We start from the raw sequence: 24,482 nt of genomic DNA, 5'->3' as shown, positions 1-24,482 counted from the left end.
TTCCTTATTTCGCCGGACGTAATGCCGCCAGGCGGCGCATGATCTGCTGCACCAGGTCGGCCGACATGTCGCGGTACAGCAGCGCTTCCTCGGATTCCTTGGCCAGCACCTGGGTCTCGTCGAAGGCCATGTTCCGGCGCAGCGTGATCTCGGTGGCCGGCAGCAGCTCGACGCCCTTGCTGTCGCGGACCGTGAAGGTCAGCGTGTAGGTCAGCAGGTATTCGCGCACGCGGCCCAGGCTGTTCAGCGACAGGATCGATTTGCCGCGGCTTTCGCCCAGCACCACGAACTGCGCTTCCGCCTCGGCCGGCTTGTCGACGATGGTCACGTCGCCCGCGCGCAGGTTGCGCTTGAGTTCAGTGCCCAGCGGCGAGGTGTCCGGGAAGGTCAGGTACAGGCTGTGGAAGGGCATCGTGTAGCTGCCGTTCGAGCCGCGCAGCTGGAAACCGCAAGCCGCCAGCGACGCTGCGATTACCAGCGTCGCGACGGTGCGCACCACGACTTTCGGGTAGAAGGCGCGCATGGATTACACCACGATGTTGATGAGTTTACCGGGGACGACGATGACCTTCTTCGGCGTGCCTTCGATGAACTTCCGGGCCGATTCCGAAGCCAGTGCGGCGGCCTCGATGGCGGCCTTGTCGGCATCCTTCGGCACCTTGACCGAGCCGCGCAGCTTGCCGTTCACCTGGATCATCATCTCGATCTCGGACTGCTCCAGCGCCGCAGGGTCGACTTCCGGCCACTGCACGTTGAGGATGTCGCCGTACACGCCGGCGTAGCCGAGTTCCTGCCACAGCGCGTGGGTGATGTGGGGCGCCACCGGGTTCAGCATGCGCAGGAAGATCGACAGGCCTTCGGCGATGACGGCGTTCGATGCCACGCCATCCGCCAGCTTGGCCGATTCCAGGGTATTCAGCATCTTCATGCAGGCCGAGACCACGGTGTTGTACTGGATGCGCTTGAAGTCGTAGTCCGCCTGCTGCAGGATCTTGTGGACTTCGCGGCGCAGCGTCTTCTGCTCGTCATCGAGCGAACCTTGCTGCTGGCCGGCCAGGGCACTGGCGATGCGCTCGCGCTGCGCAAAGGCGAAGGCCCAGACGCGGCGCAGGAAGCGGCTCGCGCCTTCCACGCCCGACTCCGACCACTCCAGGGTCTGTTCCGGCGGCGCCGCGAACATGGTGAACAGGCGGGCGGTGTCCGCGCCGTACTGCTCGATCTGGGCGGCCGGGTCGATGCCGTTGTTCTTCGACTTCGACATCTTCTCGGTGCCGCCGATGATGACCGGGGCGCCGTCCAGCTTCGATGCCGCGGCTTGCGGGCGGCCGCGGTCGTCGAACACCAGGTCGACGTCGGCCGGGTTGAACCAGGTCTTCTTGCCGGATTCGTCTTCGCGATAATAGGTCTCGTTCAGCACCATGCCCTGGGTGAGCAGGTTGACGAAGGGCTCGTCGAATTTGACGAGGCCGAAGTCGCGCATCACCTTGGTCCAGAAGCGCGCGTACAGCAGGTGCAGCACGGCGTGCTCGATGCCGCCGATGTACTGGTCCATCGGCATCCAGTAATCGTTGCGGGCCGGGTCGACCATCGCGTCGTTCGAGCCCGGCGAGGTATAGCGCATGTAGTACCAGGACGAGTCGATGAAGGTGTCCATGGTGTCGGTTTCGCGGCGGGCAGGCGCACCGCAGCAAGGGCAATCGACCTTCAGGAAGGCTTCGTGCTTCTTGAGCGGGTTGCCGGTGCCGTCCGGGACGCAGTCTTCCGGCAGCACGACCGGCAGGTCCTTTTCCGGGACCGGCACCGTACCGCACTTATCGCAGTGGATCATCGGGATCGGCGTGCCCCAGTAGCGCTGGCGCGAGATGCCCCAGTCGCGCAGGCGGAAGGTGACCTTCTTGTCGCCCAGGCCCTGGTTGGCCAGGTCGCCGGCCACCGCGTTCACGGCGGCGTTGTAATCGAGGCCGTCGTACTTGCCGGAGTCGATCAGCACGCCCTTCTCTTTATCGCCGTACCACTCCTGCCAGCCGTCCAGCGAGAACGTCTCGCCCTCGACCGCCACCACCTGCTTGATCGGCAGATCGTATTTTTGCGCGAACGCGAAATCGCGCTCGTCATGCGCCGGCACGCCCATCACGGCGCCGTCGCCGTAGGTCATCAACACATAGTTGCCGACCCAGACCGGCACCTGCTCGCCGGTCACCGGGTGCTGGACCGTGAGGCCGGTCGGCATGCCCTTCTTTTCCATCGTCGCCATGTCGGCTTCGATCACGGAGCCCTGCTTGCACTCGGCGATGAAGGCCTGCAGCTCGGGGTTGTTCTTGGCTGCCTGCGTGGCCAGCGGGTGCTCGGCGGCGACCGCGCAGAAGGTCACGCCCATGATGGTGTCGGCGCGGGTGGTGAAGACGTACAGCTTGCCCTCGTTGATCAGCTCACCGGCGTCGTCCATGATCACGTGCGGGAAGGCGAAGCGCACGCCGGTCGACTTGCCGATCCAGTTGGCCTGCATGATGCGCACGCGCTCCGGCCAGCCCGGCAGCTTGTTGTCGACGTAGTCCAGCAGCTCGTCGGCGTAGTCCGTGATGCGCACGTAGTACATCGGGATCTCGCGCTTTTCGACCAAGGCGCCCGAACGCCAGCCGCGGCCGTCGACCACCTGCTCGTTTGCCAGCACGGTCTGGTCGACCGGGTCCCAGTTCACGGTACCGGTCTTCTGGTAGATGATGCCCTTCTCGAGCATCTTCAGGAACATCCACTGGTTCCACTTGTAGTAGTCCGGCTTGCAGGCGGTCATCTCGCGCGACCAGTCGATCGCCAGGCCCATCGACTCCATCTGGCCGCGCATGTGGGCGATGTTCGAATAAGTCCATTCGGCCGGCGGCACGTTGTTGGCCATCGCCGCATTCTCGGCCGGCATGCCGAAGGCGTCCCAGCCCATCGGCATCAGCACGTTGTAGCCGTTCATCCGCAGGTAGCGGTACATCACGTCGTTGATCGTATAGTTGCGGACGTGACCCATGTGCAGCTTGCCGGACGGGTAAGGCAGCATCGAGCAAGCGTAATACTTGCCTTTTGGGAAACGCGGGTCATGTTCGACCGCTTTATAGGCGTCGATCGACTTCCAGTAGGCCTGGGCGGCCTGTTCGACTTCGGCTGGACTATATTTATCTTGCATGATGTTCTGCGGACTAAAGGGAGGTGAGCAGAACATTATACTGGTTGATTCGTCTAGCGGGCACGGTGGCCGGATGCTTGGTCGCACCGTGGGCACGGGGTGCCCACCCTACACGTCGACGTAGGGTGGGGTGTTGAGGCCGGGGGCCTCAACACGAACGAGCCCACGCGATTTACCGTAATTCCAATTCCAAAGCCGGCTTTTCGCCGTAGTCCTCGTAGCGCTCGTTGATGCCGATGATGCAGAAGGCCATTTCCTCCAGCACGTCCTCGGCGCGCTCGCGCATGGCCTCGGAATGCAGCACGACGATGTGCAGGGTCTCGTCCGGGCCGAGGCGGATGCTGCTCATGCCGTCCTCGTCGCGCAGGTAGCTGAGGCAGTCGACCCAGGAATCCATGGTGTGCGGATAGGAATCCGGGAAGCCGAAGGCGCGCTGGCTCTCGGCGTGGAAGCTTTCGGTGTCGACGATTGCGGCGCCGTTCAGTTCGACGGTGGCCATAGGGATTCTCCGATTCATCGTCGTTCCCGCGCAGGCGGGAACCCAAGTTTCGCGGCTTAGCTACGAACTTGGATTCCCGCCTCCGCGGGAATGACAGTGTTTTTAGTGATGTGGCCAGTATGCCAGCAGAACGCCGGCAAAGCCGTACAGTTCGGCTTCAGGCCTTCAGCGCGTTCAGGCCCAGCACATCCTGCATGTCGTACAAGCCGGTCTGCTTGTCGGCCAGGAAGCGCGCGGCGCGCAGGGCTCCTTGCGCGTAGCTGACGCGGCTGCTCGACTTGTGGCTGATCTCGATGCGCTCGCCGATGCCGGCGAACAGTACGGTGTGGTCGCCGACGATGTCGCCGCCGCGCACGGTGGCGAAGCCGATGGTCGAGGGGTCGCGCTCGCCGGTCACGCCTTCGCGGCCGTAGACGGCGCACGCTTTCAAATCGCGTCCCAGGGCGTCGGCGATCACTTCACCCATCTTCAGCGCGGTGCCGGAGGGGGCGTCGACCTTGTGGCGGTGGTGGGCTTCGACGATCTCGATGTCATAGCCCTCCGAGAAATTCTTCGCCGCCATTTCCAGCAGCTTCAGGGTGACGTTCACGCCGATGCTCATGTTCGGGGCGAACACGATCGCGGTCTTTTCGGCGGCGGCGCGGATCGCGGCCTTGCCGGCTTCGTCGAAGCCGGTGGTGCCGATGATCATCTTGATGCCGTGTCCCGCACAATAAGCCAGGTGCTCGAGCGTGCCTTCCGGGCGGGTGAAGTCGATCAGGTATTGGGCGCCGGCCAGGCCCTCGGCCAGGCTCGAGCGGATCGTCACGCCGCTCAACTGGCCCGAGAAGGCGCCCGCGTCCGAGCCGATAAAGGGATTGCCTTCGCGGTCGAGCGCGCCGGCCAGGGTCGCGTCATCGGCGGCGGCGATGGTCTCGATCAGCATGCGGCCCATGCGTCCGCTGGCGCCGGCGACAGCGATGTGCAAAGGATTACTGCGCTGGGTCATGCGCTTACTCCCCGCCGCGCTTGGCCGATTCTTCGCGCTTGCGCTTCAGCTCGTCCAGCGACTCCTGCTCGGTCTTGGTCTCGTACTTCGAGATACCGATCAGGCGCGAGATGTATTCGCGCTCGCTCGGCAGGTTGCCGCCGTCGATCTTGGCGACCAGGTTGTCCTTGAAGTAGACGGTGACGCGGCTGGTGGTCAGCTCGCCGTTGCCGCGCGCGAGATAGAAGGGGTAGTCCCAGCGGTCGGCGTGGAAGGCGTCGGTCAGCAGCGGGGTGCCGAGGATGAACTTGACCTGGTCGCGGCTCTGGCCGAGCTTCAGCTGGCCCAGCATTTCCTGGGACACGAAGTTACCCTGCTGGATGTCCGGGCGGTAGGGCGAGAACACCCACAGGAATTTCTGCAGCTTGGTGACTTTGGTCGTCTGCGCGCCCGAATTCGCGGCTGCCGCGGCCTTGTCGGCATCGGCGGCGACCGCTTCCGGAGCGGTGCTCACCGGCGCTGCCGGCTTGGTCTGGTTACGCCAGGACGCGCAGCCGGAGACCGCCATGGCCGTGACGGCAAGGCCGGCCACGAGCGCGGCCCGGGCGTGGGAACGATGGAAAACGGCATTCATGACGCGCATATCTAACCTTAAAATCGAACGACTTTTGATTGGGCGGAGCTGTAAAACGCTATATCATAAAGCACTCCGCACATCTCAGCCCATTTAAGAGTAACAAAACATGAGCAATAACCCAACCGACCTGAAGGCCAGCGGCCTCAAAGCGACACTGCCGCGGCTGAAAATCCTGGAGATCTTCCAGAACAGTACGGTGCGGCATTTGACTGCGGAAGACGTGTACAAGACACTGTTGAACGAGAATATGGACGTGGGCCTGGCGACGGTGTACCGCGTGCTGACCCAGTTCGAGCAGGCCGGCCTCCTGAACCGCAATCACTTTGAAACCGGCAAGGCGATCTACGAGCTGAACGCCGGCTCGCACCACGACCACCTGGTCTGCCTCGATTGCGGCCACGTCGAGGAGTTCTACGACGAAGAGATCGAAAGCCGCCAGCAGAAGATCGCCCTCGAGCGCGGCTTCAAGATCGCCGAGCACGCCCTCGCCATCTACGGCAACTGCGTCAAGACCGACTGCCCGCACCGCCACCGCTAATCACAGCTTGTTTTGCGCCGCGCGCCCATCGGCCGCGGCGATCACCTTTCTTACCGCCTCGATCACCAGTTCCGGCTCCTCCAGCTGGATGTTGTGGCCGCTCCTCATGGTCAGCACCTGGGAGCCTTCGCTGAACTGGCGCAGGAAATCGGCGTGCAGTTCGCGCTTGACCGCCACCGCCTCCACGCTTTGCAGGAAGAACTCCGGCTTTTGCACCTGCTGCACCGAGGTCAGGACGACCACCGGCACGTCCGGCAGCTTGCCGTTCAAGGGCGGCGGCAGCGCACCCTGGTCGAGGACCGGCTTCAGCGCATCGTACTCGGCCCTGAATCTGGCCGGCACGAGGGCGTTGAAGCGGCGGTCGTCGTCGGCCGCGCGTGCGGCATCGAGCCTGCGCAGGGCCGGATTGAAGCGTTCGTCGGCCGGGTCGACCAGCACCATGCCGGCCACCTGCTCCGGATGACGCAGCGCGAAGGCGCGCGCCAGCAGGCCGCCATAGGAATGGCCGACCAGGATGAAGGGCGGGGTCAAGCCCGCCGCGGCCATCAGCTGATCGAGTTCGCGGCTGCTTTCCAGGATGCTGCGCGGTTCAGGACGCGGGTCGGAGCTGCCATGGCCGGCGCGCGAGTAGCTCACGACGTGCGCCGATTTCGCCACCTCCGGCGCCACCTTGCGCCAGGACTCCAGGCCGGTGCCGAAGCCGGATTCGAAGATCACGGTATAACGTCCGCTGCCCTGCTCCGCCGCCTGCACCTGCCAGGCGCCGACGGCGATGCGCTCCTCCGGCGCCGAGGCGCCGGGGCGGACAACGGCGCAGCATGCCAGCACGATGGCGGCGAGAATATGGGTTCGTTTGAATCGGATCACGGCACACCTGGACGGAAAACGCGCCCGCAGGCGCAATGAACCGACTATAGCCGTCACACAGGGACCGCCGAAACTGTAAGAAACCTCAGGAGTGGCTGAGCGCGTTCGAGAGCAGCTTGGCGGTGATGTCCACGATCGGAATCACGCGCTCGTAAGCCATGCGGGTCGGGCCGATCACGCCCAGGGTGCCGACGATCTTGCCGTTCACCTCGTAGGGCGCGGTGACCACGCTCATCTCGTCCATCGGCACCAGATTGGATTCGCCGCCGATGAAGATCTGCACGCCGCCGGCCTTGCTGGAGACGTCCAGCAGCTGCATCAGGCCGGTCTTCTGCTCGAACATCTCGAACATCTGGCGCAGCGAGCTCATATTCGACGAGAGGTCGGCCACCGACAGCAGGTTGCGCTCGCCCGAAATGATCATGTCGTCGGTTTCCTGCAGCGCTTCGCTGCCCGCATCCACCGCGGACTGCATCAGGCGCGCCATGTCGTCGCTCAGCTTGCGCAATTCCCCGGTCAGGCGCGCGCGCACCTGGTCGAAGGACAGGCCGGCGAAATTCTGGTTCAGGTAATTGGCCGACTGGATCAGCTCGGAGGGGCTGTAGTCGACGTCGGTCAGCAGCAGGCGGTTTTGCACGTCGCCGCGCGGGTCGACGATCACCAGCAGGATGCGCTTTTCCGACAGGCGCAGGAATTCGATCTGCTGGAACGCCGATTCGCGCCGCGGGCTCTGCACCACGCCGGCGAACTGCGACAGCGAGGACAGCATCTGGGCGGCGTTGGCGATCACCTTTTGCGGCTGGTGCGCGGGCAGGCGCATGCCGGCGCCCACGGCGCCCTCGTCGATCTGCTGCACGGTGAGGAGCGTGTCCACGAAGATGCGGTAGCCGCGCGGCGTCGGGATCCGGCCGGCCGAGGTGTGCGGGCTGGCGACATAGCCCATTTCTTCGAGGTCGGCCATGATGTTGCGGATCGTGGCCGGCGACAGGTCGAGGCCGGAAATCTTCGACAGCGCGCGCGAGCCGACAGGCTGGCCGTCGGCGATGTAGCGCTCGACCAGGGCTTTCAGCAGGGTTTGTGCACGGTTATCGAGTTGCATGGTTCACATTATGCACGTTCGCTAGGCAGCTGGGGAGTCATCATGCGTGCTCGCGCTTGAGCCAATCCAGCAGTTCGTCGAAGTTGCCGACGATCGCATCCGGCTCGACGCCGTGCTCGAGGTGCTTGTGGCTGCCGTTCCGGTTCATCCACACGCCGCGCATGCCGACGGCCTGGGCGCCCTGGACGTCGAGCAGGACGTCGTCGCCGACATACACGGCGTCCCATGGCGCCACGTCCAGCGCCTTGCAGCCGGCCAGGAAGATCGCCGGGTCGGGCTTGGCCACGCCCAGCTGGGGCGCCGACACCCAGGCCTTGAAATGGTGCTCCAGGCCGATGGTGCGCAGGTCGGCGTTGCCGTTCGTGATCGCGCCCAGCAGCACCCGCCCCTTCAGGCGCAGCAGGCCGGGTAGCACGTCGTCGTAGGGCACCACCGCATTGCGCGCGGCGAAGAACTCGGCCATCGCCAGTTCGACCTTGGCGGCATCCTCGCCGGCTGCCTCGAAGGCGTCCAGCAGGCCGGCGCGGCGCAGCTTGCCCAGGTCGAGCTGGAATTCGGGACGCCGCGCCAGCAGCTCCAGGCGCGCCTGGCGCAGGCCGTCGATGGTGAACTGCTGGGCCACGCGCGGCGCATGCTCGCGCAGCCAGGCGAACAGGGTTTCCTCGGCCTGCAGGATCACCGGGGCGATCGGCCACAGGGTGTCGTCCAGGTCGAAAAGAATGGCTTTGGGCCATGCAGGGCGGTTCGTGGGCATAGCCAAGGATAGCGAGGCCGGCCATGAAAATCAACGATATGCAGACGTGGTTACACCGTGATACAAAGGCAAATGACGCTGCGGCTTGGCAAATGCTCTAAAATGTCGGGTTATATTCTACTCAGCGGTGCCGCCGGTCTTTCCTGCGCCATCCCGTCCAACGGAGATTCTATGAAGAGTTCGATCCTGTATGCCGGCGCTGCGCTGGCATGCGCGCTTGGCCTGTCCGCCTGCGGCGGCGGCGATGGCGACCTGCCCCTGACCGTGTCGATTGCCGGCGGCGTGACCAAAGACGGCCTGGTACTGGTCAACCGGGGCAATGGCGAGGAAGTCGCCGTCCCGGCCAACACCGCCAGCGTGCTGTTCACGAAATACCTGTCGACCGACGACGAATTCAACATCGAAGTCAAGACCACGCCGTCGAACGTGGAAAAGTGCACTGTCAGCAACGGCAAGGCGCGCGCCAACTACTACACGGTCTATACCACCGTGCCGTCGGTGTTCTGCACCATCAAGACCCACGACCTGGGCGTGACCGTCAATGGCCTGACCGGCGCCGGCCTGGTGCTGGTGAACGGCTCCGACAAACAGGCGGTGACGGCGAATGCCGGCGCAGCAGTGACCGTGCCGATGGCCAAGGTGCCGGAAGACGGCCCTTACGGCGTCACCATCCTGACCCAGCCGGATACGCAAACCTGCGCCATCAGCGGCGGCAGCGGCACCATGACCGCCACCGGCCCGAGCACCGCGCCGGTCGTCACCTGCGGTCCCAAGACCTAATCATCTGGAGAGTAAAGTATGAAGTTCCACCTCGTGCGCCCGGCCCTGGTCCTGGCTTCCTCCCTGGTCCTGGCGTCCTGCGGCGGCGGCGGCAAGGAGACCTACCCGGTCAAGGTGACGGTCGCGAACGTGCAGTATCCGGGCCTGGTCCTGAGCACCAACGGCCAGGAGCTGGCCGTGAACCCGCCCGCCAAGGCCGGTGACAACGTCGTCCTGAGCTTCCCCAACGGTCTCGACTACGGCACTTACTACAACGTGGTGCCGAAGGGCGGTACGGCGTCGGGCGGCGGCGCGCAGCCGGCGCACCAGACCTGCCAGACCAACGGCTATCCGCGTGAATACGGTACGGCCGGCCAGACTGCTTCGCTCGAATCAGCGCGTACGCCGGCGATCGAGGTGTTTTACACCTGCGCGATCCTGACGTATGCACTGGGCGGCACGGTAAAGGGTCTGGAATCCGCCGACGCCAGCGTCACGCTGATCAACGGCAGCAATAGCCAGATCACCGTAACCAGCACGGCCACCACGACCACCGCGCTGAACTTCTCGTTGGCGCCGGTTGCCTACGGCACCAGCTACGGCGTCACTGTGCTGACCCAGCCGGCGGGTTATACCTGCTCCGTCGCCAACGGCACCGGCGTGATGCTCGACGCCCAGGAAGCAAACAAGGGCGTCAACGACATCGCCGTCACCTGCGTCAAGAACGCCTGAGCAACAGAGTTGTAGTTTATGAGGAGATATATTTGTTTCTTATATCAAATATTTGAAACGAAAATTGGACACTTATGCTGTAACGCAGCATACTGCCTCCTGTCTCCTCCAACTCTCCTCAGAAAAGAATTGGATTTAAGCCCGCCTCAACAGCGGGCTTTTTTTTCGCCTCATGCAGGCGCAGCAATTACAGCGCTGCCTTCTCGGCGGCGGTCAGGCGCTTGGCCGTCACCACCACCACTGCCATCTTCTGCCCCTGGACCGACAGTTGGGCTTCCTGGCGCACGCGTGCGCTCTCGCTGGCGGCGCTGGCGACGCTGGTGACACCGGTCAGGAAGGCGGCTGCCAGGAAGATCGCTTCCATGTTTTTCATGACGTTCATTTCGGTTCTCCTCGGGTGAAGGCGTTGCGTTTTGTCTTTCGATGGTGTCACTGTAGGCGCCCGCGCCCTTGCATTCCAGCGCACTGCGACGAACTGCAAAAAACGCGTCATGGATCGCCAAAAACCGAGCACGATCAACAGCCTGCACGCCCGTGCTCGCCATACTCGACGGCGGCACAAATGCGGAGGCGAAATGAGGCGGGAGAACTTTCTAAAACTTGAATCCGTGGGTGAGGATGCGGCCGCCGGCATGGCCGGTACCGTGCTCGGCTGGAACCGGCTGGCCTTGCAGGCGGTTCGCAAGGCGCAGCCCGGCCCGGCGCCGGCGGCGCGCACGCTGGCGGCCTTGCACACCTGCATGTACAACGCCTGGGCCGCCTATGACGACCTGGCGCGCCAGACCGCGCACGGCGTCGCGGTGCGGCTCCCGGCTGCCGAACGGCGCGCGGACAGCCGTGCGGCCGCCATGAGCCACGCGGCCTGGCGCGTCCTCGGCGACCTGTTCCCGGCGCAACAAGCGGCCTTCGACGCCAGGATGGCCGGCCTGGGCCTGGATCCGACGGCGGGCGGTGGACCGTTGAGCCCGGCCGGCATCGGCCGCGGCCAGGCCGCCGCCATGCGTGCGTTCTGCCGGCGCGAAGGCGCAGGCTGGTCAGGCGCGCTGGTCGGCAATGCAGGCCTCGAGGCGCCACAGGACTTGCCGCCGGTGATCGAGCCGGCGCCGGGCCGCTGGTTCCTGCCGGCCCACCTGCTGTCCGAACACGAGGGCTACAGCGACGACCAGGACGTGCGCCTGTTCTTCGCGCTCGCCAACGCGCTGGCCGAGGCCGGGACCCTGGCCATCCAGGGCGGCCTTGGCGCGGCGGCGAGCGAGGTGATCCGCCGCTTTACGGGCGACAGCCGCTTCGGGGTCGCCGGCTCGGCCGGGCAGGAACTGGGGAGGAAGGCCGGGGCGCGGGCTTTCGAGGGCGCGCGCCGGTACTGGGAAGGGAGGCTTTAGATCAAGCTGACATCGTCGTTCCCGCGCAGGCGGGAACCTAAGTTTGGGGTGTCGCTGGAAACTTGGATCCCCGGCCTTCGCGGGGAGTCGTTTCGGGCAGTGCCCGGAACGACCTTAGTTGGCTGGCTTGAGGATATTGGCCAGCGCCACATACTGCTCCAGCCCCACCGCTTCCGGGCGCGCGCCCGGATCGATGCCGGCTTCGACCAGCTGGGCTTCGGTAAACATGCCCGCCACGCAGTTCTTGATGACCTTGCGGCGCTGCGAGAAGGCCTTGGCCACCACCGCTTCCAGGGTCTTGGCATCGGCCGGCAGCTGGCGTTTGGTCGGCACCATGCGCACGATCGCCGAATCGACTTGCGGCGGCGGATCGAAGGCGGTGGGCGGCACCACGAACAGCATCGCCATGTCGTAGCGCCACTGCAGCATCACGGACAGGCGGCTGTAGGCCTTGGTGCCCGGTTCGGCCACCATGCGCTCCACCACTTCCTTCTGCAGCATGAAGTGCTGGTCCTCGACCAGGTGGGCGAAGTCCGCCAGGTGGAACAGCAGCGGGCTCGAGATGTTGTACGGCAGGTTGCCGACCACGCGCAGCTTCTTCCCTTCCGGGACCGGAATCGAACCGAAATCGAATTTCAGGGCGTCGCCGGAGTGCACCGTCAGGCGCTCGCGCGGATAGGCCTTTTCCAGGCGCGCCACCAGGTCGCGGTCCAGTTCGACCACGTGCATGTGGTCGAGTTCCTTGAGCAGCAGTGCGGTCATCGCCGCCAGGCCGGGACCGATTTCGACCATGGTTTCGCCCTTGCGCGGGCCGATGGCGTCGATGATGTCGCTGAGGACGTGGGCGTCGGTCAGGAAGTTCTGGCCGAAGCGCTTGCGGGCTACGTGTTTCATGAATTCTTCTTAGGTTGTTGCTCGGGAGCGGACCATGGACAGGGCGACGCGGATCGCCTCTTCCATGCTGCCGCAATCGGCCAGGCCTAGCCCCTGGGCGGCCAGGTCCAGCGCGGTGCCGTGGTCGACCGAGGTGCGGATCAGGGGCAGGCCCAGCGTGATATTGACGCCGCGCCCGAAGGTGGCGTGCTTGAGGACCGGCAGGCCCTGGTCGTGGTACATGGCCAGCACGGCGTCGGCGTCCTGCAGGTACTTGGGCTGGAACAGGGTGTCGGCCGGATACGGCCCGCGGGCATCGATGCCGCGCGCCTGCGCCGCCGCCAGCGCCGGTTCGATCACGTCGATCTCTTCGCGGCCCAGGTAGCCGTTCTCGCCGGCGTGCGGATTCAGGCCGGTCACCAGGATGCGCGGCGCTTTGAGCCCGAACTTGCCGCGCAGGTCGGCGTGCAGGATGTCCAGCACCTGGTCCAGGGTCTCGCGCGTAAGCGCGGCCGGCACGTCTTTCAGGGGCAGATGGGTGGTGGCCAGCGCCACCCGCAAATACGGCTGACCGGCGCCCGGCGAGCCGGCCAGCATCATCACCACTCTGGACGTGCCGGTCTTCTCGGCCAGGTATTCCGTGTGGCCGGAAAACGCGATGCCGGCATCGTTGATGGTGCTTTTCTGCAGCGGCGCGGTGACGATGGCGTCGAACCAGCCGGCCTGGCAGCCTTCGATCGCCAGGTCGAGCGTGGCCAGCACAGCGCGGCCGTTGGCGGCGTCGAGCCGGCCCGGCGCCACGTGGGCCTCGAGCGGCACGTCGATCACGGGAATGGTCGTGGGGCCGAAGTGCGGCAGCCCGCTGTGGCGCAGCGCCATGGTGGACAGCGCCGACAGGCGGATCGCCGGGTCGATCAGGCTGGCCGTCAGCGAGAGGAAGGCGGCGTCGCCGACCAGCACGCAGCGGGCCTGCTCGCGCAGGGCCCAGGCGGCGCGGATCGCGATCTCCGGGCCGATCCCGGCCGGCTCACCGACCGTGACCGCCAGCGTGGGACGTGGGCCCGGATGATTCATTGCTTACTTGTCCTCGCGGAACTCGACGTAGGCGCGGTCGCGGGTCTGGCGGGCCCAGTCTTCCATCGCTTCCTGGCGCTTGCGCTCGGTCAGCACCTGGCGCGCCGTTGCACGTTCCTTGTCCTTCGAGGTGTCCTGGGTCTTGCGCTCGACCACTTGCACGATGTGCATGCCGAACGGCGACTTGACCGGATCCGAGACCTGGCCCGGCTGCAAGCCATTGATCACGGTCGCCAGTTCATCCGGGATGTCGCCGGGTTCGACCCAGCCCATGTCGCCGCCCTTGGAGGCATAGGTGTCCTGCGAATTCTGGCGCGCCAGGTCTTCGAAGCTCGCCTGCTTGCTGTCGATCTTCGCCTTCAGGTCGAGCAGCTTCTTGCGGTCCTCTTCCTCGCTCTGGGTCGGGGTGATCTTCAGCACGATGTGGCGGGCGTGGGTTTGCGTCACGGCGGCGCCGGCTGCGGCTTCCTGCGCGGCTTCCGGCTTGCGCACGTTGTTGACCTTCAGGATGTGGAAGCCGACGTTGGTGCGCAGCACCGGCGTCACCTGGCCCGGCTTCAGCTTCACCAGCTCGCTGGCGAAGGTGACCGGCAGGCGGTTCGGGTCACGCCAGCCCACCGCGCCGCCCTGCAGGGCGTCCGGCGAATCGGAATAGGTGGTGGCCATCTTGGCGAAATCGGCGCCGGTGCGCAGCTGGCGCGCGACCTCGTCGGCACGCGCCTTGCGCGCCGCGATCTGCTCGGGCGAGGCGTTTTCCGGGATACGCACCAGGATCTGCGACAGGTCGACTTCGACGCGGTCGGCGGCGGCGGCTTTCTCGGCGGCCAGGTAGGTGTCGATCTCGGCATCCGAGACCTGGATCTTGGCGTCGACTTCGTGGTCGATCAGGCGCTGCATGATGATCTCGTTGCGGATCTGCTCGCGGAACTGGGCGAAGGTCATGCCTTCTTTTTCCATCTGGTTGCGCATGTCCTGCACGCTCATCTTCTGCGATTCGGCGATACGGCCGATGGCGCGGTCGAGTTCGATGTCGGAGACGCGAATGCCGTATTCCTTGCCGAGCTGGAGCTGGGCGCGCTCGGTGATCATCGCTTCGACCACCTGGCGGCGCAGGTCGTCCGGGTCGGGCAGCTGGGCGCTCTGCGCTTTCAGGCGCTGCGTGATCTCGTTGACGCGGTTGTCGACTTCGCGCTTGGTGATGACCTCGTCGTTGACGATGACGTAGACGGAGTCGATGACCTTGGCGCTGCTGGATGCGGGCGGCAGGAAACCGGTGGATGGCTTCGCCGCGGCAGGAGCAGGCGCGGCGGCAGGAGCGGCGGCCGGATCGCCGGACCGTTGGGCCAGGACGTCGCCGGCTGCGATGGCGCACAGGAGCACTGCGGCCAGCTTGACTTGATGCAAACGGGTAGTACGCATATTCAGGGAAGCACTCATTTCAGGGTTTCTAGTTGTCCATGGCCAGACCGCTCAAGGGCGTCCGACGTTGGTGTTCAGCCGGGTGTAGCCCGGGATGCTCTTGTTAAAGGTTTCCAGCGGGTTGCCGAAGCCCAGTCGCGACAGGCCGTTCAGCTCGAGCTGGAAGAAGATCGGCGTCGAGGTGGTCTGCAGCGCGGTCACGAAGCGCTGCGCGCCCAGCCGGAAGATCCAGCAATCCGCCTTGTACTCGAGGCCGACGAGGCCCTCGAGCAGCTTGCGGTCGCGCACCGAATAGCTGGCCCGCGCCACCCCATACCAGCGGCGCGACAGCGGCCACTGGCCCGACACGTCGGCATTCCGGAAACCGCTGGCAAAGCCGAGGGCGTCGCGCTGGTAACGGTACTCGAGATTCAGCACCTTCATCGGCGCCGGATTCCACTGCACTCCGTAGTTCATGCTGTACAGGCTGCGGCTCTGCGCATCGTATTGTACGCCGCTGTCGAAGGCCCAGGTCTCGGAAATGCGGCCGGAGGCGGCCAACAGCGCGTCCGAGCGGGTCACTTCCGGCGCTTCCGAGGGGTTCAGGCGCACGCGCGGGTCGACCTGCGGGTCGCTGAAGTAGTAGCGGCTGCCCACCACCAGGCGCAGGCGCTCGGCGCCGTTGGACTCGATGAAGCGCGAGACCACGGCCGCCGTCAGCTGGTTGGCGTCCGACACCCGGTCGGCGCCGACGAAGCGGTTTTCCGTGAACAGCTGGGCGTAGTTGAAGCCAGCCACCGCGGTGTCGAAGTTCGGGATCGCGCCCTGGTCCTTGTACGGCGTGCGCACGTAGAACAGGCGCGGCTCCAGGGTCTGGGTCGAATTCCCGCCGAACAGGGAGCTGGCGCGCTCGAAGATCAGGCCGCTGTCCAGGGACACGGTCGGCAGCACGCGCGAGATCTTGTTGCGCTGCAGGTTCGTCGCCGGATCGATGTTGTTGTCGAGGTCGTACTGGGTCGCATGCAGGATCGCCTTGGGCGTGACGAACCAGCCCGGGCGCACCACGGGGTAACTCACCTGGCCCACCAGGTTGGCGCGGTTGCCCTGCACGAAGGTCTCGTTCGGGTGCGAGAAGCGCACCAGCTCGGCATCCACGGCCCAGTCGAAACCGCCCAGCACGTCGTAGCGGCCGGCGTGGAAGTTAATCTGCGGCAGGCGGTCGTAGGGACGCGCCACCGTCAGCAGGGCCGCGTTCGGGTTGTTCGGGTCCTGCGACGCCGGGTCCTGCAGCACCTGGTAGCTCTGGACGCGCGCGTTCAGGCTCCAGTAGTGGCCGGAATAATCGGTGCGCAGCTCGCGCAGCAGCTGGCGCTCGGCGCTGGCCGCCACCGTGCGCGAAAAGTCGGACGGGTATTCGTTGTCGGAGGCCGCATGCGCGTTCCAGCCGAAGCTCCAGCCCGGCGCCAGCACCTGGCTGTGCAGGGTGTCGACCCACCAGCGGTCGCGCTTGGCCACGCGGTCGTTCGGCAGCACCTCGAGGTGGGTCTCGCCGCTGTAGGGGCCGCGCGAGGTCTCGCCGAGGTAGCGGCCGGTCGCGCCCATCTGCAGGCCGCGGTTGAAGATATAGCGCGGGTACAGGGTCAGGTCGCGGTTCGGCGCGATGTTGACGTAGTACGGCACCATGATTTCGGCCGCGCCCTTGGAGCCGGTGCCGATCGACGGCGGCAGCCAGCCCGAACGGCGCGCGCCGGACAGCGAGAACGACAGCGCCGGGGTACCGAGGATGGGCACGTCCTTGAAGTAGATGATCGTCTTGCCGGCGGTGCCGACGTCGCGCCCGCTGTCCAGGTTCAGGGTGCTGGATTTCAGGTACCAGTCCGGGTCCGGGCCTTCGCAGGTGCTGTAGGTGCCGTCCAGCACCAGGGCCTGGTTCTCGCCCAGGAAATCGATGCGCCTGGCCTTGCCCTGGCCATTATTCATCTGCAAATGGTAGGCCGGGTTCAGCACCCAGCCCTTGCCGGTTTCCAGGTTCAGCTGCAGGGCGTCGCCCTTGTAGCGGTCGCCGAAGCGCCACATCGTGATGTGCCCCTGGGCCGTGACTTCGTCTTCGACCTGGCGGTAGCAGGCGGTGTCGGCGGTGATGCCGGTGGCGCCGCGTGTGACTTCCACCTTGCGGAACATGTTCAGCTCACGGTCGGGGCGGCCGGTGAATTCCTCGGCGCTCATGGTCGTGGGCTGGTCCTGGTCGTCCACGCGCGAGCCGGCGGGCGCGGTCTGCGCATACAACGGCCCCGCGGCCACGGCGACGAGGGCGGAGAAGGCAGCGGCGCGCCGCGGCGGGAAAGGAAGGGCCGTAATCCAGCTCATGAAAGAACGCGTTGCACCATAGAAGGCGATTTTTTGGATGGAGGGTAAGGAGGTTCCATTACTGAAACCCCCTCCCCTTGGAACCGTGCGTGCGACTTTCACCGCACACGGCTCGAGCAAAATAAAAGTTCCTATTCAGGAACCGGCTTAACTACTTGTAACTTTCGGCTATGCACTTGAGCATGGCAAACAGGGTGCAATAATACTCGATTTCCCAAGCTATCTGATCCGCCAACCATACGGTACTCTATATGGTGGTCGTGCCAGCCAGTGTCGAGGTCCATCTCGATTCCGCACAGTGCACACTTGCCGCCTTGGTCGGCGTAAAGACGAGTCCACTCCTTCCGGTAGCGCATGTTTTTCTTCATGCGTCCCTGACGTAAGGACTCTCCGTACTTCTCCCAGACTGGATCGTAGGGATTGAATTCCCCCTTGATCTTGATGTGCCGTTCGATGGCTGTGCTCGCAAGCGAGTACAACGCCCTCGTGCCCTTTGTACCATCCTCCTTTGCAACGTCACATGCGAACACCCAAGTTCGATCGCCACTTGACCGCCAGTACTTCTGGCTGACCCAGCTGGCGTTCTTGTTTGGATGCCTGCGCTTGGCCCAGCGCATCAACCGCCAGTACAGCAGCGAGTCCATGCGCGAGAACGTTTGCTTTGCCACGGCTGAGGTGTGATACCGCGCCCATCCCCCCAACATCGGGTTCAGCATGCGGATCAGTTCCTCCTGAGTCACCGTGAGGTTGTCGCTGATGACATTCCTGAGCTTTTCATAGAACGTTTTCACATTCTTCTTACTTGGCTTGATGAGCAGTTTCCTAGAGTCCTTTGCTACGTACTTTCGGAAGTTCCACCCAAGGAAGTCGAAACCCTCGTCGATGTGAACGATCTTGGTTTTGGCACTGGCCAGTTTCAGCCCCCTCTCTGCAAGGAATGCTTCCACCCACGGTTGGATCTCGTCGCACAAGATCTCTTTCGAGGCTCCTGTTATGACGAAGTCGTCCGCGTACCGCACAACCCCGACTTTCAGTTTCTTTGCTTTGGCCACTCCCCATTTGGCATCGAGATGCGCTATGAGTTCGGCTTCGAGCCCGTTCAGCGTCCAGTTTGCCAACGCAGGGCTGATGATGCCACCCTGCGGCGTTCCGGCCTTGGTTGCCTGCAGTTGCTTGCCCTCGACCACACCAGACTTCAGCCACTTCTTTAGTATCGACTTGTCCATCATGACTTTGTCGATCATCCAGTTATGGTTGATGTTGTCGAAAAACCCCTCGATGTCCGCATCCAGCACCCACGTAGCCGATCCCTGGCGGGACAGCCTTATGAATAGCTGTTGCATCGCGTCGGCAGTACAGCGACTTTTCCGGAACCCGTAAGAGTTATGGTCGCTGACCGTCTCCAAGACCGGGTCAAGTGCCAGCAGGTGAAGTGCCTGCATGGCCCTGTCCTTCATGGTTGGGATGCCCAACGGGCGCATCTTTCCATTCGGTTTGGGGATATTTACTCTCCTTAATGGCAGAGGTCGATACCGTTGTTTCTTGAGGCCGGCTATAGCCGCGTGTTTCAGTTGCGGGGAGTCCCATAGTTGCCGGTCCACCCCTGACGTGCGTTTGCCTTCGTTTTCCGTCACCCGTCTTACGGCCAGTGCTTTGGCGCAGAACGAGCGGGTCAGCCACCTTTGCAGAGATTTCACTCTGCGCCAGTCGCCGTCCATTGTTGCCTTCGCTATACGATGCTGCATGACTCTCACATTCTTGTGAACTTGACGCCAGTTGATGGCGCTCCATTCGTCAGGAAGGTGCGAGGACGCAGAACCGTGTTGCTTGGTTTCTATCATTGCTGAACCTCGTCAGATTGTTCCCGTCGAGGACGCAACTTGCCCCCGAAGGGGTAGGCTACGTCCCTTCGAGGCGTTGTTGTCTATGCGGCCGTTTGGCGACTATTTCACCAGATGGAAGTCTGCCCGCTTTCACGGTAGGACAAATTCTGAATCCCTATCCCCGCCATTACAGTGGGGCCTTCGCTTTTTCCATCCTCCCATACCTGCTTCCCCATCAGTTCCCCTCACGAGTTACCTGCCCATGACCGATGCCGCTTAATCATGGGCGAGAAATCAGGCTTACCACGTTCCCTCAGATGCCAATGCAACTGACTGCATTACACTTAGCTGGTTAGGGTCCGTCTATCCCCCGGTGGTCTTAGTGACGACGTATCCCCAGATTCAACAGGGATATCCGACCACGTTACCTTTTGGTTGAGGCCTGTCAGCAGATTTGGCCTGTCAATATTTACGAGGGTTCACCCGACGGTTCACTTCCGTTACCCTTGCAGCACTCACCTAGCCCCTCGATCCCTTCTGCTGAGATCTTCCGCTGGACCACTCGCGTGGCGCCGACGCTGCGAACGCAGGGGTACATTGTCATTGGAGCTTCACACCCCACCGTTGCCAGTGACGCATGTCCAAGTAGGTGACGGACGGTCGTACGTCCGGTCGTAGCACCAAAATTGCGGGTACGACAAGACATCTGAGAGCTTGCGCTCGGGTCTGATAGTTCATCTTCATTGCCCTGATGGGCTTGCCAATCGTGGACTCACGAGGAAACTTTCTCGTTCGTTGTTGTTCGACAACACTTGACCGTTTGTGAAGCCAATTTAGATGCAATAAAGCTCACGAAACAGGGATGACCTGTACGCGATCTTTGCCGATCTAGAATTGTTTGGTTGGGTGCTTGAAGGCCGGGAAGTATCGAATTCGTTGGACGAACCTATACAGCCCACGCTAACATCCTCTGAAAATCAAGGACTTAGCGCATGTTTGCGGTATGAACTACTTTGACTTGCGTGCCGCAGAGCGGCAAATTAGCGACTACGTGTCGCACTGAATCCCTTATTATATGGGAATTCCTTACCTCAACCGGATTCACCGGGACGCTTCATGTCTTCTCTGCATCAACAAACTCCCGCCCCCATCGACAAGGATGCCCGCCTGGCCCAGCTGACCGCATGGCTGGGCAGTCTCGACATCGTCGACGTCGGGAGCATGCGCCCGGCCTCCGCCGATGCCAGCTTCCGCCGCTACTTCCGGCTCGATGTTGTGCCGGCGCTACGCGCCAAACTGGGCGACACCCTGGTCGCCATGGACGCCCCGCCGGAGCGCGAAAACGTGCCGGCCTACATTCACGTGGACGGCCTGCTGTTCGACGCCGGCGTGACCGTGCCGGCCATCGTCGCCCGCAAGGTCGAGGACGGCTTCCTGCTGCTGTCCGACCTCGGCACCACCACCTACCTGCAGCGCCTGAACGCCGACAACGCCTCCTTCATGTATTCGGACGCCGTCGACGCCCTGATCAAGTTCCAGCTCTCCAGCCAGCCCGGCGTGCTGCCCGAGTTCGACCGCGCCTTCGTGCTGCGCGAACTGAACCTGTTCCCGGAATGGTTCATCGGCCGCCACCTGGGCGTCACGATGGACGACAAGCAGCAGGCCCAGCTCGATAAAGTGTTCGAGGCCATCTGCGCCAACGTGCTGGCCCAGCAGCAGGTGTTCATGCACCGCGATTTCCATTCCCGCAACCTGATGTTCCTCGATCAGGGCAACCCGGGCGTGCTGGACTTCCAGGACGCCGTGTACGGCCCGATCACCTACGACCTGGGCTCGCTGATGCGCGACGCCTATATCCAGTGGGACGAGGAATTCGTGCTCGACTGGGTGGTGCGCTACTGGCAAAGCGCCAAGCAGGTCGGCCTGCCGGTCAACCCGGACATCGACGCCTTCTATCGCGACTTCGAATACATGGCCCTGCAGCGCCACCTGAAGATCCTCGGCATCTTCTGCCGCCTGAACTACCGCGACGGCAAGCCGAACTACCTGGGCGACCTGCCGACCGTGATGGACTACGTGCGCAAGACCGCCAACCGCTACACCGAACTCAAACCGCTGCTGCGCCTCCTCGATGCCTTCGAGGACAAGGCGCCTTCGGTCGGCTACACCTTCTGATTCCCGGACCGAACGCATGAAAGCCATGATCTTCGCCGCCGGCCGCGGCGAACGTATGCGTCCGCTGACGGACGCCTGCCCCAAGCCCCTGCTCAAGGTACGCGGCCGCCCGCTCATCACCTACCACGTGATGAACCTGGTCCGCGCCGGCATCAGGGACATCGTCATCAACCACTCCCACCTCGGCCACATGATCGAGGCGGAGCTGGGCGACGGCAGCCGCTATGGCGCGCGCATCGTCTACTCGCACGAGCCGACCCCGCTGGAAACCGCCGGCGGCATCGCCAACGCCCTGCACCTGCTGGGCGACGAACCCTTCCTGGCGGTGTCCGGCGACATCTACGCGCCCTACTTCGACTTCGAGCAGGTGCTGGACGCGCTGCCGGACAATGACGCCGTTGGCCGTAAGATACCCACCGACAAGCGCGACATCGCCTGGCTGTACCTGACGCCCAACCCCTGGCACAACCCGGAAGGCGACTTCGGCCTGACCATGTACACGCTGACGAACGAAGGTTCGCCGAAGTGGAATTTCGCGGGCATCGGCGTCTACCGTCCTGAAATGTTCGACGGCATCAAGGCCGGCGAGTTCCTGAAATTCGGCCCACTCATGCGCAAGTTCATCGATGAAGGCCGGGTCGGCGGCGAAATCTACGACGGCGAGTGGGTCAACGTCGGCACCATCGGCCAGCTCGAAGAACTCAACGCCCCTTACGGCGCCAAAGCCAAAGTGAAATCATGAGCAATTTTGCAGCACGCCGTGCGCGCCTGGCCGCGCAGATGCTGCCGGGCGCGGTGGCCGTGCTGCCTACGGCGCCGGAAGCCGCGCGCAACGGCGACAGCGACTATCCCTACCGGCACGACAGCTATTTTTATTATCTGAGCGGCTTCACGGAGCCGGAAAGCATGCTGGTTCTATACGCCGCCAACGGTGAGCGGCCGGCCCGTTCGATCCTGTTCTGCCGCGAGAAAAACCCCGAGCGCGAAATCTGGGACGGCTACCGCTACGGCCCCGAAGCCGCGCGTTCAGCCTTCGGCGTGGACGAAGCCTGGCCTGTCTCCGAACTCGATACCCGCCTGCCGGACCTGCTGGCCGATGCGCCGGCGCTGTACTACGCCACCGCCTCGAATGCCGTGCTGGACGCGCAAGTGCAACGCTGGATCAAGGCCGTGCGCGCCCGTTCGCGCAGCGGTGTGACGGCGCCTTCCACGTTCGTTGACCTGCTGCCGCTGCTGGACGAGATGCGCCTGATCAAGGACGAAAGCGAACAGGCGACCATGCTGCGCGCCGGCGAGATCTCCGGTAACGCCCACGCCCGCGCGATGCGCGCCGCCCGTCCCGGCCTGCACGAATACGCGCTGGAAGCGGAGCTGCTCTACGACTTCCGCCGCAAGGGCGCGCAGTTCCCGGCCTACACGCCCATCGTCGCTTCCGGCCCGAACGCCTGCGTCCTGCACTACAACGTCAACGACCGCGTCATGCAGGACGGTGACCTGGTGCTGATCGACGCCGGCTGCGAGCTCGATGGCTACGCCTCCGACATCACCCGCACCTTTCCGGTGAACGGCCGCTTTACGCCGCCCCAGCGCAGCCTGTATGAACTGGTGCTGGCGGCCCAGGAAGCGGCGCTCGAAGCCATCGCCCCGGGACGTCCCTACAGCGCCTTCCACGAAGCGGCCCTGCGCGTGCTGGTGCAAGGAATGCTGGACCTCGGCCTGATCCCGGCCGGCCGGTACGCCGATGTCGAGGACGCCATCGCCGCGAAAGCCCATGTGCCCTTCTACATGCACGGCACCGGCCACTGGCTCGGGATGGACGTGCACGACGTCGGCGCCTACCGCGACCTGACGCAGCTTGACAAACCTTCGCGTGCGCTGCAGCCGGGGATGGTGCTGACGGTGGAACCGGGCATCTACGTGCGCCCGGCGGAAGGGGTGCCGGAAGCATACTGGCACATCGGCATCCGCATCGAGGACGACGTGGTCGTCACCGAAGACGGCTACCGGCTCCTGACGTCCAGCGCACCGAAGACGGTGGACGAGATCGAAGCATTGGTTGGAAAGGGCGTATGAGCGAGGTGCCGAAGAGGGAAGAAACGCTGGAAGCCGACGTCGCCATCTGCGGCGCCGGCCCGGTGGGCATGGCGCTGGCCGCCCTGCTGGCGCGGCGTGGCGTAGCAGGCAAGCGCATTGTCCTCATCGACGGCAAGTCGCTGGGCCAGGCCATCTCCGACCCGCGCTCGATCGCGCTGGCCTGGGGCAGCCGCCTGCTGCTGGAAGAGGTGAAAGCCTGGCCGCTGCCGGCCACCGCCATCCACCAGATCCACGTCTCGCGCCGCGGCCACCTTGGCCGCAGCATGATGGACCGCGCCGAACACGGCCTGGAAGCGCTGGGCCATGTGGCGCGCTACGGCGACGTGGTCGACGCCCTCGCCCGCGCCTGCGAGCGCGCCGGCGTGCAGGTGCTGCGCCCGCTGCGCGTGACGGACATGATCGAGCGCGCCGACGGCGTGCAGCTGCAGCTCGACGACGGCCGCAGCGTGCACGCGCAAGTCGCCGTGCAGGCCGAAGGCGGCGTGTTCGGCGAACAGGCCGACAAGACCACCACGCGCGACTACGGCCAGACCGCGGTCATTGCCCGCGTCTCCGCAAGCAGCCCGCTCGCGCACCGCGCCTTCGAACGCTTCACGGACGAAGGCCCGCTGGCCCTGCTGCCGCAGGATGGCGCCGACGGCCACCAATATGCGCTGGTGTGGTGCGTGCAGCCCGAACGCGCCCAGCACCTGCTGGAGCTGGGCGAGGACGCCTTCCTGCACGAACTGGGCGAGGCCTTCGGCGAGCGCCTGGGACGTTTCACGAAAGTGTCGCCGCGCCTCGCCTTCCCGCTCGGCCTGAACGCCGACCCGCGCGCAAGCAGCCGCACGGTGGCGATCGGAAACGCGGCCCAGACCCTGCACCCGGTGGCGGGCCAGGGCCTGAACCTGGGCCTGCGCGATGCGGCCGTGCTGGCCAGACTGCTGGCGCGCGAGATGACGCCGGCCGCCATCGACCGCTTCGCGAGCGAACGCGAAGGCGACCGCGGCATGGTGATCCGCGCCACCGACACGATGGCGCGCGTGTTCGCCGACAAAGGCCCGCTGCAGCCGCTGTTCGGGCTGGCGCTGGCGGCGCTGGATACGGTCAAGCCCGCAAGGATGCTGCTGGCGGAACTGATGATGTTCGGCCGCCGCTGATTCGTAGGGTGGGCACTCCGTGCCCACGATTGCACGCGGGCCACCTACATGGTGGGCACGGGGTGTGTATAGCACAGAGACATAGGTAACACATGTCTAGAGACATGGGTAACACTACCTGGTCGTCATTTTA

At 64.4% G+C, this 24,482-nt stretch carries 22 protein-coding genes; 8 read left to right on the top strand and 14 right to left on the bottom strand.

What is annotated here, in order from left to right:
* Window positions 1–4: 4 nt before the first annotated feature.
* The 5 genes from ACFPO9_RS23085 to ACFPO9_RS23065 all read right to left on the bottom strand — a co-directional run bounded on the left by ACFPO9_RS23085 (window position 5) and on the right by ACFPO9_RS23065 (window position 5,281).
* Window positions 5–523, bottom strand: coding sequence for an LPS-assembly lipoprotein LptE (locus ACFPO9_RS23085; protein WP_379775473.1), 519 nt, complete (start codon window positions 521–523; stop codon window positions 5–7).
* Between the two features lie 3 nt (window positions 524–526).
* The gene (gene leuS / locus ACFPO9_RS23080) at window positions 527–3,172 is read right to left on the bottom strand and encodes a leucine--tRNA ligase (RefSeq protein WP_379775470.1); all 2,646 of its coding nucleotides are present in this window, start codon (window positions 3,170–3,172) and stop codon (window positions 527–529) included.
* A gap of 172 nt (window positions 3,173–3,344) precedes the next feature.
* Window positions 3,345–3,671, bottom strand: coding sequence for a barstar family protein (locus tag ACFPO9_RS23075; RefSeq protein ID WP_379775467.1), 327 nt, complete (start codon window positions 3,669–3,671; stop codon window positions 3,345–3,347).
* 157 nt (window positions 3,672–3,828) lie between these two features.
* Window positions 3,829–4,659, bottom strand: a complete 831-nt coding sequence (dapB, locus tag ACFPO9_RS23070; RefSeq protein ID WP_379775464.1) for a 4-hydroxy-tetrahydrodipicolinate reductase — start codon at window positions 4,657–4,659, stop codon at window positions 3,829–3,831.
* Between the two features lie 4 nt (window positions 4,660–4,663).
* The gene (locus ACFPO9_RS23065) at window positions 4,664–5,281 is read right to left on the bottom strand and encodes an outer membrane protein assembly factor BamE (protein ID WP_379775461.1); all 618 of its coding nucleotides are present in this window, start codon (window positions 5,279–5,281) and stop codon (window positions 4,664–4,666) included.
* A gap of 100 nt (window positions 5,282–5,381) precedes the next feature.
* Here ACFPO9_RS23065 and fur point away from each other — a divergent pair, with 100 nt between their 5' ends.
* On the top strand, window positions 5,382–5,813 hold the full coding sequence (gene fur / locus ACFPO9_RS23060) for a ferric iron uptake transcriptional regulator (protein ID WP_379775458.1): 432 nt from the start codon (window positions 5,382–5,384) through the stop codon (window positions 5,811–5,813).
* Here fur and ACFPO9_RS23055 read toward each other — a convergent pair whose 3' ends face one another.
* The 3 genes from ACFPO9_RS23055 to ACFPO9_RS23045 form a co-directional block, all read right to left on the bottom strand.
* On the bottom strand, window positions 5,814–6,680 hold the full coding sequence (locus tag ACFPO9_RS23055) for an alpha/beta fold hydrolase (protein ID WP_379775456.1): 867 nt from the start codon (window positions 6,678–6,680) through the stop codon (window positions 5,814–5,816).
* 85 nt (window positions 6,681–6,765) lie between these two features.
* Complete coding sequence (gene hrcA, locus ACFPO9_RS23050; protein WP_379775454.1) at window positions 6,766–7,779, bottom strand: heat-inducible transcriptional repressor HrcA; 1,014 nt, start codon at window positions 7,777–7,779, stop codon at window positions 6,766–6,768.
* 40 nt (window positions 7,780–7,819) lie between these two features.
* Entirely contained in the window at window positions 7,820–8,533 is a 714-nt protein-coding gene (locus ACFPO9_RS23045) for an HAD family hydrolase (protein WP_379775452.1), read from the bottom strand.
* A 171-nt stretch (window positions 8,534–8,704) separates the two neighbouring features.
* Here ACFPO9_RS23045 and ACFPO9_RS23040 point away from each other — a divergent pair, with 171 nt between their 5' ends.
* The gene (locus tag ACFPO9_RS23040) at window positions 8,705–9,313 is read left to right on the top strand and encodes a hypothetical protein (protein ID WP_379775450.1); all 609 of its coding nucleotides are present in this window, start codon (window positions 8,705–8,707) and stop codon (window positions 9,311–9,313) included.
* A gap of 18 nt (window positions 9,314–9,331) precedes the next feature.
* Window positions 9,332–10,024, top strand: coding sequence for a hypothetical protein (locus ACFPO9_RS23035; RefSeq protein ID WP_379775447.1), 693 nt, complete (start codon window positions 9,332–9,334; stop codon window positions 10,022–10,024).
* Window positions 10,025–10,211: 187 nt separating this feature from the next.
* Here ACFPO9_RS23035 and ACFPO9_RS23030 read toward each other — a convergent pair whose 3' ends face one another.
* A complete protein-coding gene (locus ACFPO9_RS23030; RefSeq protein ID WP_230026237.1) occupies window positions 10,212–10,406 on the bottom strand; it encodes a hypothetical protein in 195 nt (64 codons plus the stop codon).
* Between the two features lie 193 nt (window positions 10,407–10,599).
* Between ACFPO9_RS23030 and ACFPO9_RS23025 the strand changes: the two genes are divergently transcribed.
* Entirely contained in the window at window positions 10,600–11,406 is an 807-nt protein-coding gene (locus ACFPO9_RS23025; protein ID WP_379775444.1) for a DUF6851 domain-containing protein, read from the top strand.
* A gap of 114 nt (window positions 11,407–11,520) precedes the next feature.
* On the opposite strand, the gene rsmA is transcribed toward ACFPO9_RS23025, so the two are convergent.
* The 5 genes from rsmA to ltrA form a co-directional block, all read right to left on the bottom strand.
* Window positions 11,521–12,300, bottom strand: a complete 780-nt coding sequence (gene rsmA / locus ACFPO9_RS23020; protein WP_379775441.1) for a 16S rRNA (adenine(1518)-N(6)/adenine(1519)-N(6))-dimethyltransferase RsmA — start codon at window positions 12,298–12,300, stop codon at window positions 11,521–11,523.
* Window positions 12,301–12,309: 9 nt separating this feature from the next.
* Entirely contained in the window at window positions 12,310–13,353 is a 1,044-nt protein-coding gene (pdxA, locus tag ACFPO9_RS23015) for a 4-hydroxythreonine-4-phosphate dehydrogenase PdxA (RefSeq protein WP_379775438.1), read from the bottom strand.
* 3 nt (window positions 13,354–13,356) lie between these two features.
* Window positions 13,357–14,772, bottom strand: coding sequence for a peptidylprolyl isomerase (locus tag ACFPO9_RS23010; RefSeq protein ID WP_379775435.1), 1,416 nt, complete (start codon window positions 14,770–14,772; stop codon window positions 13,357–13,359).
* Window positions 14,773–14,823: 51 nt separating this feature from the next.
* Window positions 14,824–17,118 carry an LPS-assembly protein LptD gene (locus ACFPO9_RS23005; protein WP_379775433.1) on the bottom strand — a complete coding sequence of 765 codons (2,295 nt, stop codon included), beginning with the start codon at window positions 17,116–17,118 and terminating at the stop codon, window positions 14,824–14,826.
* Window positions 17,119–17,249: 131 nt separating this feature from the next.
* Window positions 17,250–18,959 (bottom strand): group II intron reverse transcriptase/maturase, encoded by a 1,710-nt coding sequence (gene ltrA / locus ACFPO9_RS23000; protein WP_379775430.1) that lies wholly within the window; start codon window positions 18,957–18,959, stop codon window positions 17,250–17,252.
* A gap of 1,098 nt (window positions 18,960–20,057) precedes the next feature.
* On the opposite strand from ltrA, the gene ACFPO9_RS22995 reads away from it, so the two are divergent.
* From ACFPO9_RS22995 to ACFPO9_RS22980, 4 genes are read left to right on the top strand one after another with little or no spacing between them, the layout of a single operon-like run.
* Window positions 20,058–21,116, top strand: a complete 1,059-nt coding sequence (locus tag ACFPO9_RS22995) for an aminoglycoside phosphotransferase family protein (RefSeq protein WP_379775427.1) — start codon at window positions 20,058–20,060, stop codon at window positions 21,114–21,116.
* Between the two features lie 16 nt (window positions 21,117–21,132).
* A complete protein-coding gene (gene murU / locus ACFPO9_RS22990) occupies window positions 21,133–21,858 on the top strand; it encodes an N-acetylmuramate alpha-1-phosphate uridylyltransferase MurU (RefSeq protein WP_379775425.1) in 726 nt (241 codons plus the stop codon).
* Entirely contained in the window at window positions 21,855–23,189 is a 1,335-nt protein-coding gene (gene pepP / locus ACFPO9_RS22985) for a Xaa-Pro aminopeptidase (RefSeq protein WP_379775423.1), read from the top strand. The genes murU and pepP overlap by 4 nt, the downstream gene beginning before the upstream one ends.
* A complete protein-coding gene (locus tag ACFPO9_RS22980; protein ID WP_379775420.1) occupies window positions 23,186–24,349 on the top strand; it encodes a UbiH/UbiF/VisC/COQ6 family ubiquinone biosynthesis hydroxylase in 1,164 nt (387 codons plus the stop codon). The genes pepP and ACFPO9_RS22980 overlap by 4 nt, the downstream gene beginning before the upstream one ends.
* Window positions 24,350–24,482: the final 133 nt, after the last annotated feature.

The organism is Massilia aerilata, from assembly GCF_042656905.1.
In the GTDB taxonomy this organism is placed as follows: domain Bacteria; phylum Pseudomonadota; class Gammaproteobacteria; order Burkholderiales; family Burkholderiaceae_D; genus Telluria; species Telluria aerilata.
Note: the sequence above shows the minus strand (reverse complement) of the source record. Positions and strands in the feature narration are given on the sequence as shown.

Coding starts and splice junctions, on each gene's coding strand:
- ACFPO9_RS23085 (WP_379775473.1), bottom strand. CDS start 523: ATGCGCGCCTTCTACCCGAAAGTCGTGGTGCGCACCGTCGCGACGCTG.
- leuS (WP_379775470.1), bottom strand. CDS start 3,172: ATGCAAGATAAATATAGTCCAGCCGAAGTCGAACAGGCCGCCCAGGCC.
- ACFPO9_RS23075 (WP_379775467.1), bottom strand. CDS start 3,671: ATGGCCACCGTCGAACTGAACGGCGCCGCAATCGTCGACACCGAAAGC.
- dapB (WP_379775464.1), bottom strand. CDS start 4,659: ATGACCCAGCGCAGTAATCCTTTGCACATCGCTGTCGCCGGCGCCAGC.
- ACFPO9_RS23065 (WP_379775461.1), bottom strand. CDS start 5,281: ATGCGCGTCATGAATGCCGTTTTCCATCGTTCCCACGCCCGGGCCGCG.
- fur (WP_379775458.1), top strand. CDS start 5,382: ATGAGCAATAACCCAACCGACCTGAAGGCCAGCGGCCTCAAAGCGACA.
- hrcA (WP_379775454.1), bottom strand. CDS start 7,779: ATGCAACTCGATAACCGTGCACAAACCCTGCTGAAAGCCCTGGTCGAG.
- ACFPO9_RS23045 (WP_379775452.1), bottom strand. CDS start 8,533: ATGCCCACGAACCGCCCTGCATGGCCCAAAGCCATTCTTTTCGACCTG.
- ACFPO9_RS23040 (WP_379775450.1), top strand. CDS start 8,705: ATGAAGAGTTCGATCCTGTATGCCGGCGCTGCGCTGGCATGCGCGCTT.
- ACFPO9_RS23035 (WP_379775447.1), top strand. CDS start 9,332: ATGAAGTTCCACCTCGTGCGCCCGGCCCTGGTCCTGGCTTCCTCCCTG.
- ACFPO9_RS23030 (WP_230026237.1), bottom strand. CDS start 10,406: ATGAACGTCATGAAAAACATGGAAGCGATCTTCCTGGCAGCCGCCTTC.
- ACFPO9_RS23025 (WP_379775444.1), top strand. CDS start 10,600: ATGAGGCGGGAGAACTTTCTAAAACTTGAATCCGTGGGTGAGGATGCG.
- rsmA (WP_379775441.1), bottom strand. CDS start 12,300: ATGAAACACGTAGCCCGCAAGCGCTTCGGCCAGAACTTCCTGACCGAC.
- pdxA (WP_379775438.1), bottom strand. CDS start 13,353: ATGAATCATCCGGGCCCACGTCCCACGCTGGCGGTCACGGTCGGTGAG.
- ACFPO9_RS23010 (WP_379775435.1), bottom strand. CDS start 14,772: ATGCGTACTACCCGTTTGCATCAAGTCAAGCTGGCCGCAGTGCTCCTG.
- ACFPO9_RS23005 (WP_379775433.1), bottom strand. CDS start 17,118: ATGAGCTGGATTACGGCCCTTCCTTTCCCGCCGCGGCGCGCCGCTGCC.
- ltrA (WP_379775430.1), bottom strand. CDS start 18,959: ATGATAGAAACCAAGCAACACGGTTCTGCGTCCTCGCACCTTCCTGAC.
- ACFPO9_RS22995 (WP_379775427.1), top strand. CDS start 20,058: ATGTCTTCTCTGCATCAACAAACTCCCGCCCCCATCGACAAGGATGCC.
- murU (WP_379775425.1), top strand. CDS start 21,133: ATGAAAGCCATGATCTTCGCCGCCGGCCGCGGCGAACGTATGCGTCCG.
- pepP (WP_379775423.1), top strand. CDS start 21,855: ATGAGCAATTTTGCAGCACGCCGTGCGCGCCTGGCCGCGCAGATGCTG.
- ACFPO9_RS22980 (WP_379775420.1), top strand. CDS start 23,186: ATGAGCGAGGTGCCGAAGAGGGAAGAAACGCTGGAAGCCGACGTCGCC.